General features: G+C 66.6%; 18 protein-coding genes and 1 pseudogene. 15 read left to right on the forward strand and 4 right to left on the reverse strand.

The annotated features are described in order from the left end of the window. The first annotated feature begins 43 nt into the window (after positions 1 to 43). The 7 genes from murD (at position 44) to ftsA (ending at position 8681) form a co-directional block, all read left to right on the forward strand. A complete protein-coding gene (gene murD / locus ACIP1U_RS29670) occupies positions 44 to 1567 on the forward strand; it encodes a UDP-N-acetylmuramoyl-L-alanine--D-glutamate ligase (RefSeq protein WP_400322706.1) in 1524 nt (507 codons plus the stop codon). Beyond that, complete coding sequence (gene ftsW, locus ACIP1U_RS29675; protein ID WP_400322708.1) at positions 1564 to 2817, forward strand: putative lipid II flippase FtsW; 1254 nt, start codon at positions 1564 to 1566, stop codon at positions 2815 to 2817. The genes murD and ftsW overlap by 4 nt, the downstream gene beginning before the upstream one ends. Before the next feature lie 210 nt (positions 2818 to 3027). Then, a complete protein-coding gene (gene murG / locus ACIP1U_RS29680) occupies positions 3028 to 4098 on the forward strand; it encodes an undecaprenyldiphospho-muramoylpentapeptide beta-N-acetylglucosaminyltransferase (protein ID WP_400322710.1) in 1071 nt (356 codons plus the stop codon). Between the two features lie 21 nt (positions 4099 to 4119). After that, positions 4120 to 5547 carry a UDP-N-acetylmuramate--L-alanine ligase gene (gene murC, locus ACIP1U_RS29685; RefSeq protein WP_400322712.1) on the forward strand — a complete coding sequence of 476 codons (1428 nt, stop codon included), beginning with the start codon at positions 4120 to 4122 and terminating at the stop codon, positions 5545 to 5547. Next, positions 5544 to 6527, forward strand: coding sequence for a D-alanine--D-alanine ligase (locus tag ACIP1U_RS29690; protein ID WP_400322714.1), 984 nt, complete (start codon positions 5544 to 5546; stop codon positions 6525 to 6527). Before murC ends, ACIP1U_RS29690 begins: the two co-directional genes overlap by 4 nt. 19 nt (positions 6528 to 6546) lie before the next feature. Next, positions 6547 to 7452, forward strand: coding sequence for a cell division protein FtsQ/DivIB (locus ACIP1U_RS29695; RefSeq protein WP_400322716.1), 906 nt, complete (start codon positions 6547 to 6549; stop codon positions 7450 to 7452). After that, positions 7449 to 8681, forward strand: coding sequence for a cell division protein FtsA (gene ftsA / locus ACIP1U_RS29700; protein WP_400322718.1), 1233 nt, complete (start codon positions 7449 to 7451; stop codon positions 8679 to 8681). Before ACIP1U_RS29695 ends, ftsA begins: the two co-directional genes overlap by 4 nt. Before the next feature lie 12 nt (positions 8682 to 8693). Here the strand turns inward: ftsA and ACIP1U_RS29705 are convergent, their stop codons facing one another. Next, the gene (locus ACIP1U_RS29705; RefSeq protein ID WP_400322760.1) at positions 8694 to 8882 is read right to left on the reverse strand and encodes a hypothetical protein; all 189 of its coding nucleotides are present in this window, start codon (positions 8880 to 8882) and stop codon (positions 8694 to 8696) included. Between ACIP1U_RS29705 and ftsZ the strand changes: the two genes are divergently transcribed. From ftsZ to lpxC, 3 genes are all read left to right on the forward strand, one after another. Beyond that, positions 8869 to 10062, forward strand: coding sequence for a cell division protein FtsZ (ftsZ, locus tag ACIP1U_RS29710; RefSeq protein WP_400322719.1), 1194 nt, complete (start codon positions 8869 to 8871; stop codon positions 10060 to 10062). The two genes, ACIP1U_RS29705 and ftsZ, sit on opposite strands and share 14 nt — an antisense overlap. Before the next feature lie 461 nt (positions 10063 to 10523). Next, entirely contained in the window at positions 10524 to 11030 is a 507-nt protein-coding gene (locus tag ACIP1U_RS29715) for a peroxiredoxin (protein ID WP_400322721.1), read from the forward strand. A 153-nt stretch (positions 11031 to 11183) separates the two neighbouring features. Then, positions 11184 to 12101 (forward strand): UDP-3-O-acyl-N-acetylglucosamine deacetylase, encoded by a 918-nt coding sequence (gene lpxC, locus ACIP1U_RS29720; protein ID WP_209761237.1) that lies wholly within the window; start codon positions 11184 to 11186, stop codon positions 12099 to 12101. 82 nt (positions 12102 to 12183) lie between these two features. On the opposite strand, the gene ACIP1U_RS29725 is transcribed toward lpxC, so the two are convergent. Beyond that, complete coding sequence (locus ACIP1U_RS29725; RefSeq protein ID WP_400322723.1) at positions 12184 to 12687, reverse strand: DciA family protein; 504 nt, start codon at positions 12685 to 12687, stop codon at positions 12184 to 12186. 284 nt (positions 12688 to 12971) lie between these two features. Here ACIP1U_RS29725 and secA point away from each other — a divergent pair, with 284 nt between their 5' ends. From secA to ACIP1U_RS29750, 5 genes and pseudogenes are all read left to right on the forward strand, one after another. Continuing rightward, positions 12972 to 15749 (forward strand): preprotein translocase subunit SecA, encoded by a 2778-nt coding sequence (gene secA, locus ACIP1U_RS29730; protein WP_400322725.1) that lies wholly within the window; start codon positions 12972 to 12974, stop codon positions 15747 to 15749. Between the two features lie 140 nt (positions 15750 to 15889). After that, the gene (gene argJ, locus ACIP1U_RS29735; RefSeq protein WP_400322727.1) at positions 15890 to 17128 is read left to right on the forward strand and encodes a bifunctional glutamate N-acetyltransferase/amino-acid acetyltransferase ArgJ; all 1239 of its coding nucleotides are present in this window, start codon (positions 15890 to 15892) and stop codon (positions 17126 to 17128) included. A gap of 177 nt (positions 17129 to 17305) precedes the next feature. After that, positions 17306 to 18211 (forward strand): ATP-binding protein, encoded by a 906-nt coding sequence (locus tag ACIP1U_RS29740; protein ID WP_400322729.1) that lies wholly within the window; start codon positions 17306 to 17308, stop codon positions 18209 to 18211. 8 nt (positions 18212 to 18219) lie between these two features. Beyond that, complete coding sequence (locus ACIP1U_RS29745; RefSeq protein WP_209761242.1) at positions 18220 to 18645, forward strand: NUDIX domain-containing protein; 426 nt, start codon at positions 18220 to 18222, stop codon at positions 18643 to 18645. Between the two features lie 7 nt (positions 18646 to 18652). Next, a pseudogene (locus tag ACIP1U_RS29750) lies at positions 18653 to 18931 on the forward strand (oligopeptide transporter, OPT family); the annotation flags it as partial. A 27-nt stretch (positions 18932 to 18958) separates the two neighbouring features. Here ACIP1U_RS29750 and ACIP1U_RS29755 read toward each other — a convergent pair. Both ACIP1U_RS29755 and zapD read right to left on the reverse strand, forming a co-directional pair. Further along, positions 18959 to 19150, reverse strand: coding sequence for a DNA gyrase inhibitor YacG (locus tag ACIP1U_RS29755; RefSeq protein ID WP_029048086.1), 192 nt, complete (start codon positions 19148 to 19150; stop codon positions 18959 to 18961). 4 nt (positions 19151 to 19154) lie between these two features. After that, positions 19155 to 19913, reverse strand: coding sequence for a cell division protein ZapD (gene zapD / locus ACIP1U_RS29760; RefSeq protein WP_400322732.1), 759 nt, complete (start codon positions 19911 to 19913; stop codon positions 19155 to 19157). Positions 19914 to 20128: the final 215 nt, after the last annotated feature.

Here is a 20128-nt window from a genome sequence, read left to right on the forward strand (position 1 = left end):
CGCTCTCTATATAGATACAGGAAACCAAAGGCAGGAAATCGAAGTGTTTGGCGAGCTGCAGAAACCTCATGTGCTGGTACTTGGCCTCGGCGAATCGGGGCTGGCCATGGCGCGCTGGTGTGGCCTGAACGGCTGCGCGGTGCGCGTGGCCGACACGCGCGAGGCGCCCGCCAACCTTGTCTTCCTGCAGGCCGAGCTGACCTCGGCCGAGTTCGTGGGCGGCCCGTTCGCGGAAAGCCTGCTGGACGATATCGGCCTGGTGGCGATCAGCCCGGGCCTGTCGCCGCTGGACGCCGGCACCGGTGCCCTGCTGGCCGCGGCGCAGGCGCGCGGCATCCCGGTGTGGGGCGAGATCGAGCTGTTTGCGCGCGCGCTGAAGCACCTGGAAGACGAGTCGGGCTACGCTCCGAAGATCCTGGCGATCACCGGCACCAACGGCAAGACCACCACCACCGCGCTGACTGGCCGGCTGATCGAACGCGCGGGCAAGACCGTGGCGGTGGCGGGCAATATCAGCCCGTCGGCGCTGGACAAGCTGTCGGCATGCATCGCCTCGGCCACGCTGCCGGACGTCTGGGTGCTGGAGCTATCGAGCTTCCAGCTGGAAACCACGCACACGCTGGCGCCGCATGCGGCCACCGTGCTCAACGTGACCCAGGACCACCTGGACTGGCACGGCTCGATGGAGGCCTACGCCGCGTCCAAGGCGCGCATCTTCGGGCCGGCCGACAGCCAGTGCGTGCAGGTGCTGAACCGCAATGACCGCCTGACGCTGGACATGGCGCGCCCGGGCCGCAAGCCGGTGACCTTCGGTGTCGACCTGCCCGAAGTGCCGGGCAGCTTCGGCATCCTGCGCGAGGGCGGAATGCCCTGGCTGGTGCTGGCGGAGCCCGACTCGGAAGCGGAAGGGGAGGGCAAGCCGCGCCGCCGCAAGGTCGCCGCGGGGGGCCAGGACAGCACCGAGGGAGCCGTGCCGGTGCGCCATAAGCGCCTGATGCCCGCCGATGCGCTGCATATCCGCGGCATGCACAACGCCACCAACGCCATGGCAGCACTGGCGCTGTGCCGTGCCATCGACCTGCCGATGAACGCTTTGCTGCACGGCCTGCGCGAGTACCGCGGCGAGCCGCACCGCGTGGAGTGGGTCGCCACTATCGACGACGTCGAGTATTTCGACGACAGCAAGGGCACCAATGTCGGTGCAACCGTGGCCGCGCTGTCCGGGCTGGACAAGCGCGTGGTGCTGATCGCCGGCGGCGAAGGCAAGGGCCAGGATTTCTCTCCGCTGGCCACGCCGGTGGCGCAATACGCGCGCGCCGTGGTGTTGATCGGCCGCGCCGCGGGTGAGTTGCGCGATGCCCTGCAGGGCAGCGGCGCCACCCTGGCCGATGCCGCCACGCTGGAAGAGGCCGTGGCCAAGGCCACGGAGCTGGCCGAGCACGGCGACGTCGTGCTGCTGTCGCCGGCCTGCGCCAGCCTCGACATGTTCCGCAACTACGTGCACCGCGCCGAGGTATTCCGAGCCGCGGTGGAAGAACTGGCCCTGTCCCGGGGGATCCTGCCATGAGCCAGCTTGAGACCAACCCACAGGTCAAGCGCAGCGGGTTTATCGGCGCCACCATCGGCAATGCCTGGGGTGGCCTGCGTGACGCGGTATCGGGCGTCAAGCCCACGCGCTCGCGCATGATGGAGTACGACCAGCCCCTGCTGTGGGTCGCGATCGTGCTGCTTGCGCTCGGCCTGGTGATGGTCTTTTCGGCCTCGATCGCGCTGCCGGATTCGCCGCGCTACGCCAACTATCGCGAAAGCCATTTCCTGGTGCGGCATGCGTTTGCGCTGTTTATCGGGCTGTCGGTCGGGCTGGTGGCGTTCCAGGTGCCGGTGAAGGTATGGGACCGCTATGCGCCCAAGCTCTTTATCGTTGCGCTGATCCTGCTGGTGATCGTGCTGGTGCCGTTCATCGGCAAGGGCGTGAACGGCGCGCGCCGATGGATCCCGCTGGGCGTGATGAATTTCCAGCCGTCCGAGCTGATGAAGCTGGCGGTGGTGCTGTATGCCGCCAACTACACCGTGCGCAAGCAGGAGTGGATGCAGACCCTGGCCAAGGGCTTCCTGCCGATGGGCGTGGCGGTGGTGGTGGTCGGCATGCTGCTGCTGCTCGAGCCCGATATGGGCGCGTTCCTGGTGATCGCGGCGGTGGCGATGGGCATCCTGTTCCTGGGCGGCATCAACGGCAAGCTGTTCGCCGGGCTGGTCGGCGTGGCGGTGGGCGCGTTCGCGCTGCTGATTACGGCGTCACCGTGGCGGCGCGAGCGGATTTTTGCCTACCTGAGCCCGTGGGAAGAGAGCAACGCGCTGGGCAAGGCCTACCAGCTGACGCATTCGCTGATTGCCTTCGGCCGTGGCGAATGGACCGGGGTCGGGCTGGGCGGCAGCATCGAGAAGCTGCATTACCTGCCCGAGGCGCATACCGACTTCATCCTTGCGGTGATCGGCGAGGAGTTCGGCTTTATCGGCGTGCTGGTGGTGATCGTGCTGTTCTACTGGCTGGTGCGCCGCGCCTTCAATATCGGACGCACCGCGCTGCAGCTCGACCGCACCTTTGCAGGACTGGTGGCCAAGGGCATCGGCGTGTGGATCGGCTGGCAGACCTTTATCAACATGGGCGTGAACCTGGGCCTGCTGCCGACCAAGGGGCTGACGCTGCCGCTGGTGAGCTATGGCGGGTCGGGGATCCTGATGAACTGCGTGGCGTTGGCGATCCTGCTCCGTATCGATTATGAAAACCGTGTATTGATGCGCGGAGGGAAGGTATGACCGGAACGCAGCAATACACGGTTTCGGCGAAGGCTAACTTCCTGCGTCAGCAGGAAGTTAAGCGCAGCGGCCGAAGCCAAAATCGCGTGCTGATGCGTGGAGGGAAGGTATGACCATCGTGCAGCGATACATCTTCAATTTGCCGCAAGTGGGTGAAGCCACGCACGGCGTGCGCGGCCACAATCGCGTGCCGGCGCGCGGAGGCAAGGCATGACCGCACCGCGCACCCTGCTCGTGATGGCCGGCGGCACCGGGGGGCATGTGTTCCCGGGGCTGGCGGTCGCGCATGCGTTGCGCGAGCAGGGCTGGAACATTGTCTGGCTGGGCAACCGGACCGGCATGGAAGCCACGCTGGTGCCCAAGCACGGCATCCCGATGGAATACATCCAGTTCGGCGGGCTGCGTGGCAAGGGGCTGGTGACCAAGTTCCTGCTGCCGCTGAACCTGCTGCGCGCGTTCTGGCAGAGCATCGGCGCACTGCGCCGCGTGCGGCCGAACGTGGTGCTGGGCATGGGCGGCTATATCACCTTCCCGGCCGGCATGATGGCGTCGCTGCTGGGGCGGCCGCTGGTGCTGCACGAGCAGAACTCGATTGCCGGCCTGGCCAACAAGGTGCTGGCCAAGGTGGCCGACCGCGTGCTGTGCGCGTTCCCGGACACGCTGCCCGGCGGCGAATGGACCGGCAATCCGGTGCGCGAGGAACTGGCGCACCTGGATGCGCCCGAGTCGCGCTACGACCAGCGCACCGGCCCGCTGCGCATCCTGGTGGTGGGCGGCAGCCTGGGCGCCGCGGCGCTGAACGAGGTTGTGCCGAAGGCGATCGCGCTGTTGCCGCAAAGCGAGCGTCCGGTGGTGACCCACCAGGCGGGCGCCAGGCAGATCGACACGCTGCGCGCCAACTACGCGGCGGCGCAGGTGCCGGCGCAGACGTTGCCGTTCATCGACGACATGGCGCGCGCCTATGCCGATGCGGATCTCGTGATCTGCCGCGCCGGCGCGATGACGGTGTCGGAAGTGGCCGCGGCGGGCGTGGCGGCGCTCTTCGTGCCGTTCCCGCACGCGGTGGATGACCACCAGACCACCAACGCAAAGTTTTTGTCCAGCGCGGGCGCGGCCCTGCTGGTGCAGCAACAAGACCTGACGGCCGAGGGCCTGGCGCAGACCATCGCCAGCCTGACCCGGTCGCAGCTGAAAGATATGGCGCGTCTGGCGCGCGGACTGGCCAAGCCTGAGGCAACCCGGCGCGTCGCCGAGGTGTGCAGCCAGCTGGCCAGGGACTGAAGTGAGCGAAGCAGCAATCCAATGAAGCATATCGTCAAAAACATCCACTTCGTGGGCATTGGCGGGGCCGGCATGAGCGGCATCGCCGAGGTCCTGCTGAACCTGGGCTACAAGGTCTCGGGTTCCGACGTGGGCAGCAATGCCGCCACGCGGCGCCTGGCCTCGCTGGGCGCCACGGTCATGCACGGGCATGACGCGGCCAACGTGACCGGCGCCAACGCCGTGGTGGTGTCGACCGCGGTCAGCGGCGACAACCCCGAGGTGCTGGCCGCCCGCAGCAAGCGCATCCCGGTGGTGCCGCGCGCGGTGATGCTGGCCGAGCTGATGCGCCTGAAGCAGGGCGTGGCCATCGCCGGCACGCACGGCAAGACCACCACCACCAGCCTGGTGGCATCCGTGCTGGCCGAAGGCGGGCTGGATCCCACCTTCGTCATCGGCGGCCGGCTCAACTCCGCCGGCGCCAATGCGCGCCTGGGCACCGGCGACTTCATCGTGGCCGAGGCCGATGAGTCCGACGCGTCGTTCCTGAACCTGTTCCCGGTCATCGAGGTCATCACCAATATCGATGCCGACCACATGGACACGTACGGGCACGACTTTGCCCGGCTCAAGCAGGCGTTCATCGAATTCACGCAGCGCTTGCCGTTCTATGGCATCGCCGTGCTGTGCGTGGACGACCCCAACGTGCGCGAGATCCTGCCGTTCATGTCCAAGCCGGTGGTGCGCTACGGGTTTGCCGAAGACGCGCAGATCCGCGCCGTAGACGCGCGCGCGGTCGACGGCCAGATGCACTTCACCGTGCTGCGCCAGCTCAACGGCCATACCGAGCCGCCGCTGGAAATCGTGCTGAACCTGCCCGGCATGCACAACGTGCAGAACGCGCTGGCGGCGATCGCCATCGCCACCGAGCTGGAAGTGCCCGACGCCGCCATCGTCAAGGCGCTGCGCGAGTTCCACGGCGTGGGCCGCCGCTTCCAGCGCTACGGCGAAGTGGCCACCACCGATGGTGCCGGCACCTTCACGCTGGTGGACGACTACGGCCACCACCCGGTGGAAATGGCCGCCACGCTGGCCGCGGCGCGCGGCGCATTTCCGGGCCGCCGCCTGGTGCTGGCGTTCCAGCCGCACCGTTTTACCCGTACGCGGGATTGCTTTGAAGACTTCGTCAAAGTGCTGGGCACCGTCGACGCCCTGCTGTTGTCCGAGGTCTATGCCGCCGGCGAGAGCCCGATCGTGGCCGCCGATGGCCGTGCGCTGACCCGCGCGTTGCGCGTGGCCGGCAAGGTAGAACCTGTTTTCGTGGAGCAGATGGAAGAGATGCCGCAGGCCATCCTGAATGCTGTCCGGCCCGGCGATGTGGTCGTGACAATGGGCGCCGGTTCGATCGGCGGCGTGCCGGGGCAACTGGTGTCGTACCAGCAGACGCAACAGTCGGGAGGCCAGCAATGAGCTTCGTCGCCCATCCCAATATCGATCCCAAGTCGCTGGGCAAGGTTGGCGTGCTGTTCGGCGGCCGTTCGGCCGAGCGCGAGGTCTCGCTGATGTCGGGCAGCGGCGTGCTGGCCGCGCTGCAGTCGCGCGGCGTCGACGCGCACGGCTTCGATCCCGGCCTGCAAAGCGTGGCCGAGCTGGCCGCGGCCAGGTTCGACCGCGTCTTTATCGCGCTGCACGGCCGCTACGGCGAAGACGGCACCATCCAGGGCCTGCTGGAACAGCTGGGCGTGCCTTACACCGGCAGCGGCGTGCTGGCCTCGGCGCTGGCGATGGACAAGCAGGCCACCAAGCGCCTGTGGACCACGCATGACCTGCCCACGCCGCGTTTCGCCATGCTGCATGCAAATACGGATTTCGACGCCGTGGTCGCCGACCTGGGCCTGCCGCTGATCGTCAAGCCGGCGCGCGAAGGCTCGTCGATCGGCCTGACCAAGGTGACGGCGGCCGAGCAGATGCGCGAGGCGTTCGATCGGGCCGAGGCGCTGGACAACGACGTCATCGCTGAGACCTTTATCGACGGCGCCGAGCTGACCTGCCCGATCGTCGGCGAGGGCGACACCGCCGAAGCGCTGCCGGTGATCCGCATCGTCGCGCCAGAGGCCAACTACGACTATCAAAATAAATACTTTACTGACGATACCCAATACTTGTGTCCGTCAGGGCTGGACCCCGAAGTCGAGAAGGAAGTCCAGGCGCTGGCGGTGCAGTCCTACCGCGTGCTGGGCTGCCGCGGCTGGGCGCGCGCCGACGTGATGCTGCGCGCCGACGGCAAGCCGTTCCTGCTCGAGATGAATACCTCGCCCGGCATGACCGGCCACTCGCTGGTGCCGATGGCGGCGCGCGCGGTCGGCATCAGCTACGAGGACTTCGTGCTGCAGGTGGTGGCCGCCGCGACGCTGGACCTGCACCCGAACGAGCACTGGAAGCCTGAATAACAGAGAACCCGCCTGGATCATGTGGCATAACGCACGCCTGCTCAACCTGATCGCCACCACGCTGTACGCCGTGGTGGCGCTGATGGCGCTCGCGGCCGGCCTGCTGTGGCTGGCGCAGCGGCCGGTGTTTGCCATCACCCACGTGGAGGTCGCGCCGATGGACGGCGGCGCGCTGCGCCATGTGAACGCCCCCAGCGTGCGTGCCAGCGCGCTGGGCAAGCTGTCGGGCAACTTCTTCACGCTCGACCTGAACGCGGCACGGCAGGCGTTCGAGTCGGTGCCCTGGGTGCGCCGTGCCAGCGTGCGGCGCGAGTGGCCCAACGGCCTGGCCGTGGAGGTCGAGGAACACGAGGCGCTGGGTACCTGGGGCTCGCCGGAGAGCGGGCGCCTGCTCAATACCTACGGCGAGATCTTCGTGGCCAACACCGCCGAGGCGGAAGAAGACGCACAGCTGCTGGCGCTGGACGGGCCGCCGGACAGCGAGGGCGACGTGATCGAGAAGCTCGAGGTCATGCGCCAGTGGTTCAAGCCGCTGCAGACCGAGCCGCTGGCGGTGACGCTGTCGGGCCGCTATGCCTGGCGCGCCAAGCTGTCCAACGGCATGGTGGTCGAGCTGGGCCGCGAGCAGAACGATGAAGATCGCGCTGCCATGGACCAGCGGGTCAGGCGTTTCGTCGCTGCGTGGCCGCAGGTCACCGAGCAGTGGGGCAAGCAGATCGACTACGCCGACCTGCGTTATCCCAACGGCTTTGCCATCCGAGCCGCCAACGCCCGCTTCCTGACCGAGGCGCAGATCGCCGCGGCGGTGCGGGCCGAGAAGGCGGAGCGGGCAGCGAAGGCGGCCCGGGCGGCGGCAGCGGTTTCCGGTACTTCCAACAACAATCCGACGCGACTGAAGAGCAAGAACGCGGAGAAAACCCGATGAGCAAGGAATACAAGGACCTGTTGGTCGGTCTCGATATCGGCACCTCGAAGGTGGCGGCGGTGGTCGCAGAACTGCGCCCCGACGGCAGCTACGAGGTGATCGGGATGGGCCAGTCGGAGTCCAAGGGTCTGAAGAAAGGGGTCGTGGTCAATATCGAGGCCACTGTGCAGTCGATCCAGAAAGCACTGGAAGAGGCTGAACTGATGGCCGACTGCAAGATCTCGGAGGTCTTTACCGGCATTGCCGGCAGCCATATCCGCAGCTTCAACTCCAGCGGCATGGTGGCGATCAAGGACAAGGAGGTCACGCAGACCGACGTGGCGCGCGTGATCGAGACCGCCAAGGCGGTCAATATCCCGACCGACCAGCAGATCCTGCACATCCTGACGCAGGAATTCATCATCGACGGCCAGGAAGACGTGCGCGAGCCCATCGGCATGAGCGGCATCCGCCTGGAAGTGAAGGTGCATATCGTCACCGGCGCCGTCAGCGCCGCGCAGAACATCGTCAAGTGCGTGCGCCGCTGCGGCCTGGAAGTGCACGACCTGATCCTGCAGCCGCTGGCGTCGAGCCTGGCGGTGCTGACCGAGGACGAGAAGGAACTGGGCGTGGTGCTGGTCGACATCGGCGGCGGCACCACCGATATCGCCATCTTCAGCGAAGGCGCGATCCGCCATACGGCCGTGATCCCCATCGCCGGCGACCAGATCACCAACGACATCGCCATGGCGCTGCGCACGCCGACGCCGGACGCCGAGGACATCAAGATCCAGTACGGCATCGCCAAGCAGGCGATCGCCGATCCGGAAGACATGATCGAGGTGCCGGGCGTAGGCGACCGCGGCACGCGCACGCTCAGCCGCCAGGCACTGGCCGCGGTGATCGAGCCGCGCATCGAAGAGCTGTACTCGCTGGTGCACCAGGTGGTGCGCGAGTCGGGCTATGAAGAACTGTTGTCGTCCGGCGTGGTCATCACGGGTGGTACCGCGATGATGCCGGGCATGGTCGAGCTGGGCGAGGACATCTTCCTCAAGCCCGTGCGCGTGGGTGTGCCGGAGTACCGCGGCAACCTGCACGAGGTGGTGAAGAGCCCGCGCTATGCGACGGTGATGGGCCTGCTGCTGGAAGGCCGCGTGCAACGGATGCGCGGGCGCAAGGTGGCGGTGCAGAGCGGCTCGGTCAAGCAGGTGTGGGGCCGCATGAAGGAATGGTTTGTCGGCAATTTCTGATCGATGCGGAAGTTACCGGGCTGAAGATGCAAACGGCGCGCGGACGGTCTTGTCTACCGGACAGGCGATGGCGCGTTGAGCAAAGGTTTTCTTGGTTCTTTTTCTTTTAATGGTTTTTTGTTCAGAAACCAGGGGTTGCGGCGGGGAGGCTGCATCGTCTGGGGACTGATTCTTCTCGGAGGCAGTGATGGACTTTGACATGATCGAAACGGAAGTGATGGACGGCACCATCATCAAGGTGGTCGGCGTGGGCGGCGCGGGCGGCAATGCCGTGCAGCACATGATCAGCCGCGGCGTGCAAGGCGTCGAATTCATCTGCATGAACACCGACGCCCAGGCGCTCAAGCGTTCCAGCGCTTCGCGCGTGCTGCAACTCGGCAATACGGGCCTGGGCGCCGGCGCCAAGCCGGAAGTCGGCCGCGGTTGCGCCGAGCAGGCCCGCGAGCAGATCGCCGACGCCCTGCGTGGCGCGCACATGGTCTTCATCACTGCCGGCATGGGCGGCGGTACCGGTACCGGTGCCGCGCCGATCGTGGCGCAGGTTGCCAAGGAAATGGGCATCCTGACCGTGGGCGTGGTCAGCAAGCCGTTCGACTTCGAAGGCGCGCGCCGCGCCAAGGTAGCCGAGCATGGTTCGAGCGAGCTGGAATCGTCGGTCGATTCGCTGATCGTGGTGCTGAACGAAAAGCTGTTCGAAGTGATGGGCGACGACGCCGAGATGGACGCATGCTTCCAGTGCGCCGACGACGTGCTGCACAACGCGGTGGCCGGCATTGCCGAGATCATCAACGTTGACGGCCTGGTGAACGTCGACTTCGAAGACGTGAAGACGGTGATGGGCGAGCAGGGCAAGGCCATGATGGGGACGGCCACCGTGTCGGGCGTGGACCGCGCCCGCCTGGCGGCCGAGCAGGCCGTTGCCAGCCCGCTGCTGGAAGGCGTGGACCTGTCCGGCGCGCGCGGCGTGCTGGTCAACATCACCGCCAGCCGTTCGCTGAAGCTGTCGGAAACCAAGGAAGTCATGAACACCATCCGCAGCTACGCCGCGGAAGATGCGACCGTGATCTTCGGTACGGTGTACGACGATTCGATGAGCGATGCGCTGCGCGTGACCGTGGTCGCAACCGGCCTGGGCCGCTCGGCCAAGAAGCAGCAGCCGATGACGCTGCTGAAGACTGGCACGGACAACATGCCGGTGCAGATGATGGCCAACATGGCCGCCACTGCCGCGCAGCACAGCTCGCCGGACTACAGCAACCTGGACACGCCGGCGGTGTGGCGCAGCTCGCGCGAGTCGGCGTCTGCCCACGTGGCGGCGCTGCAGGAGAAGGGTGTGGACACGTACGATATTCCGGCCTTCCTGCGCAAGCAGGCAGACTGAGCGCCGGACGGCGCTGCATCGGTGCCTCCACTGGCCGCCTGACGGATCGCGTCGCCTTGTCGCGATGCACGCGCGCTCCCTATCCGCGCGTGCCTTGCATGGACTGACGTGACCCGGCAGGCGGCAGGCGGCGCCGCGCCGCCTGCCGCAACGGCGCATCGTCCGCCACAACCCGCATCCCGTCGCCGGGCAGGGCGTGCCGCTGGCCGCCTCCCCGGACTGGTTTCCCGCCTTCCCGGTCGGGATGTCTCGCCGTCCGCGCGGCGCACCCACAAGGTGCGTCGCGCGGACGTCTTTGTAGCAAGGTGTATCGAATGCGACCGGATGTGACCCGGCTTTTGCATCGCCGGCGCGGCGCCTATGATCCTGAGGTTGCCCGCTGCCTGTGCGATGCAACAATCGCCAGGGCAGCCAATTCGCATCCGACCTATTCTTCAGAAAACCCAGGAAGACCACGCCCCATGATTACCGTCGGTTCCCGCGTCCCGGACGCCACCCTGCAGGAATTCTTTGAAACCGAGAGCAATGGCTGTGCGCTCGGCCCCAATGCTTTGCGCGTCGCCGACCTGGTGCGCGGGCGCAAGATCGTGGTGTTTGGACTGCCCGGCGCGTTCACGCCGACCTGCTCGGCCAAGCATGTGCCGGGTTTCGTGACGCATGCCGCGGACCTGCGCGCCGCCGGCGTCGACGAAGTGTGGTGCGTGTCGGTCAACGACGCCTTCGTCATGGGCGCGTGGGGCCGCGAACAGCAGGCCGCCGGCACGGTGCGCATGATGGCTGACGGCAGCGCCGAATGGACGCGTGCCTTGGGACTGGACCAGGACCTGGGCGCGCGCGGCATGGGCGTGCGCTCCAAGCGCTATGCCATGGTGATCGACGATGGTGTCGTGACCCGGCTTGATGTGGAGGCGCCCGGCGAATTCCGCGTCAGCAGCGCCGAGGCCGTGCTGGCTGCGTTGCGCGGCTGACACAGTCATCCGGGTAAACGTGGATTATTCGCAACATCTTGATGCGGCGTTAACAGCCGGAAACAAAACCCGGCTGCACCATTTTCGGGGTGGTGGTAAAATCGCTTAATCAGAAAAGCATCACGATAGATTTTTATAATAGCTGAGGCTGTCATGCTCAAACAGCGCACGATCAAATCCCTGGTGAAGACGGTTGGCATCGGGCTGCATTCAGGCCGTAAGGTCACGCTGACCCTGCGTCCCGCCGCCGCCGACACCGGTATCGTCTTTACCCGCGTCGACCTGCCCGAGGCCGTCGAGATTCCCGTGGCCGCTTCGGCCATCGGCGACACGCGCCTGGCATCGGTGCTGCAGAAGGATGGCGCGCGCGTTTCCACCGTCGAGCACCTGATGTCGGCGTGCGCCGGCCTGGGCATCGACAACCTCTATGTCGACGTCGACGCCGAGGAAATCCCGATCATGGACGGCAGCGCCGCGTCCTTCGTGTTCCTGCTGCAGTCGGCCGGCATTGAAGAACAGAACGCGCTGAAGACCTTTATCCGCGTCAAGAAGCCGGTGGAAGTGCGCGAAGGCGACAAGTTTGCGCGGCTGGAGCCGTTTTTCGGCTTCAAGCTGGCATTCACCATCGACTTCCGCCATCCGGCGGTCGACAAGACCGGCCAGACCTTCTCGATCGACTTTGGCGACACCAGCTACGTGCGCGAAATCGCCCGGGCCCGCACCTTTGGCTTTGCCCATGAGGTGGAGGCGCTGCGCGAGATGGGCCTGGCGCGCGGCGGCAGCCTGGACAACGCCATCGTGCTGGACGAGCATCGCATGCTGAACAACGAGGAACTGCGCTATGGCGACGAATTCGTTCGCCACAAGATCCTCGATGCCATCGGCGACCTGTATGTGGTCGGCCATCCGCTGATCGGGTCCTATGTCGCGCACAAGTCGGGCCACGGCCTGAACAACCAGCTGCTGCGCGCGCTGCTGGCGGACCAGGAGGCCTATGAGCTGGTCACGTTCGACCGTGTCGAGGACGCGCCAGCCGCTTTCCTGCCGCAGGCCCAGCCAGCCTTTGCCTGAGCCGCGCCGCCTGCGCGCCGCGCAACGAAAAGCCGACCCGAGGGTCGGCTTTCTTGTTTGTTCGGAAATGGCTGTCGGCCGCTCAGCGGTGATGCGAGAGCAGCGTCTTGAGCGCATCGCGCAGCGGCGAATCCGGCAGCGTGCGCGCGAGCTGGTCCAGGCTGGCAAGGCCGGTCGGCGTCATCTGCCCGCTGGTGCGCTTGCGCTCGACCGGTCCGGTGTCCCAGTCCGAGTGGCGCTGCACCTCGGGCTGCACCCGTACCCGGATCGCGGTGATCTGCGAGCCGCGCTGCTGCAGCCGTCCCAGCAGCGTCGGCACCACCTGCCGCACCCGCGCCGCGGCCGCGCCGTGTGCCGCCAGCAACAGCAGCACCTGGCCGTTCGGGTCGACGGCGTCGCGCTTGACCCCGGCCACGGCAATGCCGGCGCGCATGCCGGGGGGCAGCAGCGACAGCACTTCGGCCTCCAGCACGGACAGCTGGCGCGCGGTCTGCATCAGCCCCGAAACCGGGCCGGACTTGGCCAGCCAGTCATTGAGCGGCTTGGCGGCAGCAGTCTGCAGGGCGTGGTGGGTAAAGCGGCGCATGGCTGCATTCTAGCAAGGGGCGCCGGGGCGGCCCCGGGGCGGGTGCGGATTGAAGCTGCCGCACCCGCCCCAAACTGCTGCAAGCAGAGGGCCGGGGTCGGCCCGCGTTGGCCGGTGTTTGGCATTCGCCGCCTTGCACGGCAAGGCCCGGCGCGCGTTCCGGCCGTGACCCCGGCACATGATAAACTCGGCGTTTCGCGCCAATCTATCCATTCCTCGCCCGGCCGCCGGGGGGCCCGCTTACCAGGGGCGTCAACCCGGTCCCGCGCAGGTGAAAGCAATCGATGATCACGGGCCTTCTCAAGAAAGTCTTCGGCAGCCGCAATGAGCGGCTGATCAAACAATACGGCCGCACGGTGGCGCAGATCAATGCGCTGGAGCCGAAGTTCGAGGGGCTCTCGGACGACGACCTGCGCGGCATGACCGAGACCTTCCGGCAGCGCCACGCCGGCGGCGAGTCGCTTGAAGCGCTGCTGCCAGAGGCCTTTGCCGTGTGCCGCGAGGCCAGCAAGCGCGTCATGAAGATGCGCCACTTCGACGTGCAGCTGATCGGCGGCATGGTGCTGAACGACAACAAGATCGCCGAAATGCGCACCGGCGAAGGCAAGACCCTGACCGCGACGCTGGCCGTGTACCTGAATGCCCTCACGGGCCAGGGGGTGCACGTGGTGACCGTCAACGACTACCTGGCGCAGCGCGATGCCGAGTGGATGGGCAAGCTGTACAACTTCCTGGGCCTGTCGGTGGGTGTCAACCTGTCGCAGATGGCGCATGACGAGAAGCAGGCTGCCTACAGCGCCGACATCACCTACGGCACCAACAACGAGTTCGGCTTCGACTACCTGCGCGACAACATGGTCTACGACCCGTCGCAGCGGGTGCAGCGGCCGCTGAACTACGCCATCGTCGATGAAGTGGACTCGATCCTGATCGACGAGGCGCGCACACCGCTGATCATCTCGGGCCAGGCCGAGAACCAGACCGACCTGTACCAGCGCATGAACGGCATCCCCAAGCTGCTCGAGCGCCAGATCGGCGAGGAAAAGGCCGATGGCACCGGCGTCGAGAAGCCGGGTGACTACTACGTCGACGAGAAGGGCCACCAGGTCTACCTGACCGAAGCCGGCCACGAGAAGGCCGAGCAGATCCTGGTCCAACAGGGCCTGATCGGCGAGGGCGAGTCGCTGTACGCGCCGCAGAATATCACGCTGATGCACCACCTGTACGCCGCCCTGCGCGCGCACAGCCTGTTCCATCGCGACCAGCACTACGTGGTGCAGAACGACGAAGTGGTGATCGTCGACGAATTCACCGGCCGCCTGATGACCGGCCGGCGCTGGTCGGACGGCCTGCACCAGGCGGTCGAGGCCAAGGAAGGCGTAAGCGTCCAGCAGGAAAACCAGACCCTGGCCACCGTCACCTTCCAGAACTACTTCCGCATGTACGAGAAGCTGGCCGGCATGACCGGCACCGCCGACACGGAAGCATATGAATTCCAGGAGATCTACGGCCTGGAAGTGGTGGTGATCCCGACCAACCGCCCGGCCCAGCGCAAGGACCAGCAAGACCAGATCTACAAGACCGGCAAGGAACGCTACGACGCCGTGGTGCGCGATATCCGCGACTGCCATGAGCGTGGCCAGCCGGTGCTGGTGGGTACCACCTCGATCGAGACCTCGGAATACCTGTCGGGCCTGCTCGAGCGCGAACAGCTGCCGCACCAGGTGCTCAACGCCAAGCAGCACGCGCGCGAAGCCGAGATCGTGGCGCAGGCCGGCCGTCCCAGGATGATCACCATCGCCACCAACATGGCCGGCCGTGGTACCGACATCGTGCTGGGCGGCAACGTGGAGAAGCAGTCGGGCTTTATCGAAGCGGACCTGAACCTGTCCGACGCCGACAAGGCCGCGCGCATCCAGCAGCTCAAGGATGAATGGCAGTCGCTGCACGAGCAGGTCAAGGCCGCCGGCGGCCTGCATATCGTAGGCACCGAGCGTCATGAGTCGCGCCGTATCGACAACCAGCTGCGCGGCCGTGCCGGCCGCCAGGGCGACCCGGGTTCGTCGCGCTTCTACCTGTCGCTGGACGACCAGCTGCTGCGCATCTTCGCCGGCGACCGCGTGCGCGCGATCATGGAGCGCCTGAAGATGCCCGAAGGCGAGCCGATCGAGGCCGGCATCGTCACGCGCTCGATCGAATCGGCGCAGCGCAAGGTGGAAGGCCGCAACTTCGATATCCGCAAGCAGCTGCTGCAGTACGACGACGTCGCCAACGACCAGCGCAAGGAAATCTACAAGCTGCGCAACGACGTGCTCGAGGCCAATGACGTCGGCGAGATGGTCACCAACCTGCGCGAAAGCGTGCTGATCGAGCTGTTCCGCGATCACGTGCCGGCCGACACCATGGAAGAGCAGTGGAACATCGCCGGCCTGGAAGCGCGCCTGCGCGAGGACTGGGGCCTTGAGGTGCCGCTGGCGCAGACCATCGAGGGCGCGCAGAGCATCGAGGACGAAGAGCTGCTCGACCTGATCATGAAGGCGGCGACCGAGCGCTACGACGGCAAGGTCGCGATGGTCGGCCGCGAGTCGTTCGCCGGGTTCGAGCGCTCGGTCATGCTGCAGAGCATCGACACGCACTGGCGCGAACACCTGGCCGCGCTGGACCATCTGCGCCAGGGCATCCACCTGCGCGGCTATGCGCAGAAGGATCCCAAGCAGGAGTACAAGCGCGAGTCGTTCGAGCTGTTCGCGCGCCTGCTGGACGTGATCAAGAACGAAGTCACCCGCGTGACCTTCAACGTGCAGATCCAGTCGCCGGAGGAACTGGAACAGGCTTCCGAGCAGATCGAGGAAGGCCTGTCGCACCTGGAGAACGTGCAGTACAAGCACGACGAGTTCGCCGAAGGCCGCGAGCCGGTCGAGGAAGTGCCGTCGCCGCGCACCGGCACGGCCATGGCCGCCGCCGAGCTGGCGCTGGCGGGCATGCCCAAGGTTGGCCGCAACGATCCGTGCCCGTGCGGCTCGGGCAAGAAGTTCAAGCAGTGCCACGGCAAGCTCAGCTGAACTGAGCCGCGCCGGGTGCCCGGTATGACGTCGGTCCCGAGCGCGGGGCCTGACGCAACAGGAAACGAACATGCCCGCCCTTCGCGGGCATGTTCGTCTGAGACAAGCAAGTCGCTGGCAGGAACATCGAGGAGTCCTACATGCCCGTCAATCTTCCGCTGCCCCAGGCAGAGAACCTGAAATCCGTCGCCGGCGTGGAGCTCGGCTGGGCCGAGGCGGGCATCCGCAAGGCCAACCGCAAGGACGTGCTGGTGGTGCGCGTGGCCGAAGGCAGCACCGTGGCCGGCGTCTTCACCAGCAACCGCTTCTGCGCCGCGCCGGTGCAGGTGTGCCGGGAGCACCTTGCGGCTGTGAACAAGTCGGGCAAGGGCATCCGCGCGCTGGTGGTCAACACCGGCAATGCCAACGCCGGTACCGGCGAGCAGGGTTTGGCCAACGCCCGCGCCACCTGCGACGCGCTGGCTGTGCAGCTGGGCATCCATGCCGACCAGGTGCTGCCGTTCTCGACCGGCGTGATCCTCGAGCAATTGCCGATGGACCGCCTGCTGGCAGGGCTGCCCGCCGCCATCGCCAACGCCAAGGCCGACAACTGGCTGGCCGCGGCGGAAGCGATCATGACCACCGACACGCAGCCCAAGGTCGCATCGCGCACGGTGCAGATCGACGGCAAGACGGTGACGCTGTCGGGCATCAGCAAGGGCGCCGGCATGATCCGCCCGAACATGGCGACCATGCTGGGCTTTATCGCCATGGACGCCGCGGTGGCGCAGCCGGTGCTGCAGGGTCTGGTGACGCACGCCGCCGACCACTCGTTCAACAGCATCACCATCGATGGCGATACCTCGACCAACGATTCGTTCGTGCTGATCGCCTCGGGCAAGTCCGGTGCCGTGGTCGACCGCGCCGAAGGCCCGGCCTTTGCAGCGCTGCGCGACGCGGTAACGAGCCTGGCGCAAGAGCTGGCGCAGATGATCGTGCGTGACGGCGAAGGCGCGACCAAGCTGATGACCATCCGCGTCGAAGGCGGCAAGGACGTGGCCGAATGCCGCCAGATCGCTTATGCGGTCGCGCACTCGCCGCTGGTCAAGACCGCGTTCTACGCCTCGGACCCCAACCTGGGCCGCATCCTGGCCGCGGTCGGCTACGCGGGCGTGGATGACCTGGACGTCGGCCGCGTCAACCTCTGGCTGGACGATGTCTGGGTCGCCCGCGACGGCGGCCGCAATCCCGACTACCGCGAAGAAGACGGCCAGCGCGTGATGAAACAGGCCGAGATCACGGTGCGCATCGCGCTGGGCCGCGGCAATGCCGAAGCCACGGTGTGGACCTGCGACCTGTCGCACGACTACGTGTCGATCAACGCCGACTACCGTTCTTAAGCACCACTGTTTTGCTCCCCTCTCCCGCTTGCGGGAGAGGGGCCGGGGGAGAGGGCCGGCGCATCAGGAAGCGTGGTAGCGCCAAACCACCCCTCTCCCCAATCCTCTCTCACTGAGGGGAAAGGGAGCTAAAACAGTTGGCAACAAGCTGACCTCTACTGCCACCGCCCCATCACCATGTCCGACCTCGCCGCCCGCCTCGACAACTTCCTTTCCCGCCTCGAACAATGGCTGCCGCCGCAACTGAACGATGCGGACTGGCAGGAGGCGGTAGCGTTCCGCTGGCGCAAGCGCCAGAGCCTGTTCGGCAATATCGGCTATCTGCAGCCGGTGCGCCAGCTGCCGCCGATCCACCTGGACGACCTGAAAAACATCGAGCGCCAGAAGGACGCCATCGTCGCCAACACGCGCCAGTTCGTGAGCCAGCTGCCGGCCAACAACGTGCTGCTGACCGGCGCGCGCGGCACCGGCAAGTCGTCGCTGATCAAGGCCTGCCTGAATGCCTTCGTCAAGGACGGGCTGCGGCTGGTGGAGGTCGACAAGGATGATCTCGGCGACCTCGGCGATATCGTCGAGCTGGTCTCGACCCGCCCCGAGCGCTTTGTCATCTTCTGCGACGATCTGTCGTTTGAAGAAGGCGAGTCGGGCTACAAGTCGCTGAAATCCGCGCTCGACGGCTCGGTCGCTGCGCAGTCGGATAACGTGCTGATCTACGCCACGTCCAACCGCCGGCACCTGCTGCCGGAGTACATGAAGGACAACGAAACCTACCGCCACACCGACGACGGCGAGATCCATCCCGGCGAAGTGGTCGAGGAGAAGATTTCGCTGTCCGAGCGCTTCGGGCTGTGGCTGTCGTTCTACCCGCCCAAGCAGGATGAGTACCTGACCATTGTCGGCCACTGGCTCAGGCACTTCGGCTGCACCGACGAGGACATCGCCGCCGCGCGCGGCGACGCGCTGGTGTGGGCGCTGGAGCGCGGCTCGCGCTCGGGCCGCGTGGCGTGGCAGTTCGCGCGCGACTGGGGCGGCAAGCATGGCCAGCCGTATATTGCCGACGTGCCGGGGAACGACAACGCATGAACCCGGCCATGGACAAGCCCGCAGAGACCGCCGGCAACCCGCCGCGCAAGGTCACCGAAGTCGCCGTTGGCGTGATGGTGCAGCCGGATGGCCGCTTCCTGCTGGCGCAGCGCCCCGCGGGCAAACCATATGAAGGCTACTGGGAATTCCCGGGCGGCAAGCTCGAGCCAGGCGAGACCGTAGAGGCAGCACTCGCCCGCGAACTGCATGAAGAACTGGGACTGGACATTACCGCGTGCGAGCGCTGGCATGTGCTCGAGCACGACTACCCGCACGCCTATGTGCGGCTGCATTTCTGCAAAGTCACTGCCTGGCGCGGTGACCCGGTCGGCCGCGAAGGCCAGGCCTTTTCCTGGCAGACGGTGCCCGTGACGGTCGCGCCGCTGCTGCCGGCCACCATTCCGGTGGTCGAATGGCTGGGCGAAGAAGCCTAGGGCACAGCTGCGCGTCGAACGTCGCCGCGCCACCGCGCGCGGCGACGACGTCAAGCTGGCGCTGGGACACGCCGAGCGGCGCGGCACGCTGCTGGCGTCGGGCCTGATTGTGGGCGAAAGCCTGGTTGGCGTGATGCTGGCCGCGGTGATCGGCCTGTCGGGCACGGATGCGCCGCTGGCGCTGGCAGGCGCCGGTTTTGAGGCGACGGCGCAGTGGCTGGGCCTGGCGGTCTTCGCGCTGGTATGCGTGGGGTTCTACCGCCGCGTGCTGGCGGCGGCGCACTGAGCGGTCTGTGCGGCTGAGGCGACTGCGTCAGTCGTCCTCGTCGCCGGGCAGGTCAGGCGAAGGCGTCTCGCCTGGCTTGCCGCCGATCACGTATTTCTCGGACGCCCAGGCGCCGAGGTCGATCTGCTTGCAGCGCTCGGAACAGAACGGGCGGAACTTGTTGTCGGGCACCCAGGCCACCTCGGTGCCACAGGTGGGGCATTTGACGACAGCGGGCATGGCTTCAGAAATTGCAGAGTTTCAGCAGGAACGGGATATCGGCATCGACCGGGCGCGGCCGCAGGTCGCCGTCCTGCTGCGTGAAGCGCACCCACAGCATGTACTTGTTCGCGCTCATTTCCGGGATGAAGGCGAGCAGTGAGTCATCCAGCCACACCTGCATCAGCTGGTAGCTGCGCCCCGACAGCATCTGCTGGTAGCTGCCGCCGGTGGCGATCACCTTTCCGCTCTGGCCGGCTTCGCGCAGCAGGCGCAGCACGATGGTGGTGCCCATGCGCAGCGACACCAGCGGGCGCGCCCACTTCAGGATATCGGCGCGGCGGTCCTCCGCGGGGCGGTGCTGCCACGCGTAATAGGCCGGCAGGTCGAACTCGCAGGTGCCGCCAGGAATGATGGCGCGGCTGCGGATGCTGGTCAGCCATTCATTGTCGGTCAGCAACTGCCCGGCCTTGCCCACGGTCTGGTTGAGCATGGCGATGCCCTGCTCGATTTCGCCAATCACGCTGTCCAGCGCTTCCTGGTCGATCTGCGGGTTGGCGCGCAGCGGCGCCAGCGCCTGGCGCTGGCGTTCCAGTTCCTTGATCAGGTCGGTCTTGAGGTCGGCGCGGCCGGCTACGTCGATGATCTCGAACAGCGTGGTCAGCGCGACATGGTGCTGCTGGGGATGATCCTGGCCGAGGAAGTATTCCAGCCGATCGAACAGGTCCTCCAGCCGCAGGAGTGTCCTGATGCGTTCGTTGAAAGGATATTCGTACAGAATCAAGTGCTATGTCCGTGCAGGGCGCCGGGCGGCCCCAGTGAGAGGAGCAGGCCCGGTGCGGAATGTGGCCCGGGGAACGCCGGAAGGGGCTGGGTGGACGGTGTCGGAGTGATCCGCGGTGTCCAATGCCCGCAGTATGCGGCGATTTCCTGGCATGTTCCAGCGCATTCTATGCGAGACCCGGGCCGAGGACAATGTCGGACGCGCGTTCGCCGCGT

Origin of the sequence: Cupriavidus sp. NPDC089707 (assembly GCF_044748965.1) — a bacterium.
GTDB lineage: Bacteria > Pseudomonadota > Gammaproteobacteria > Burkholderiales > Burkholderiaceae > Cupriavidus.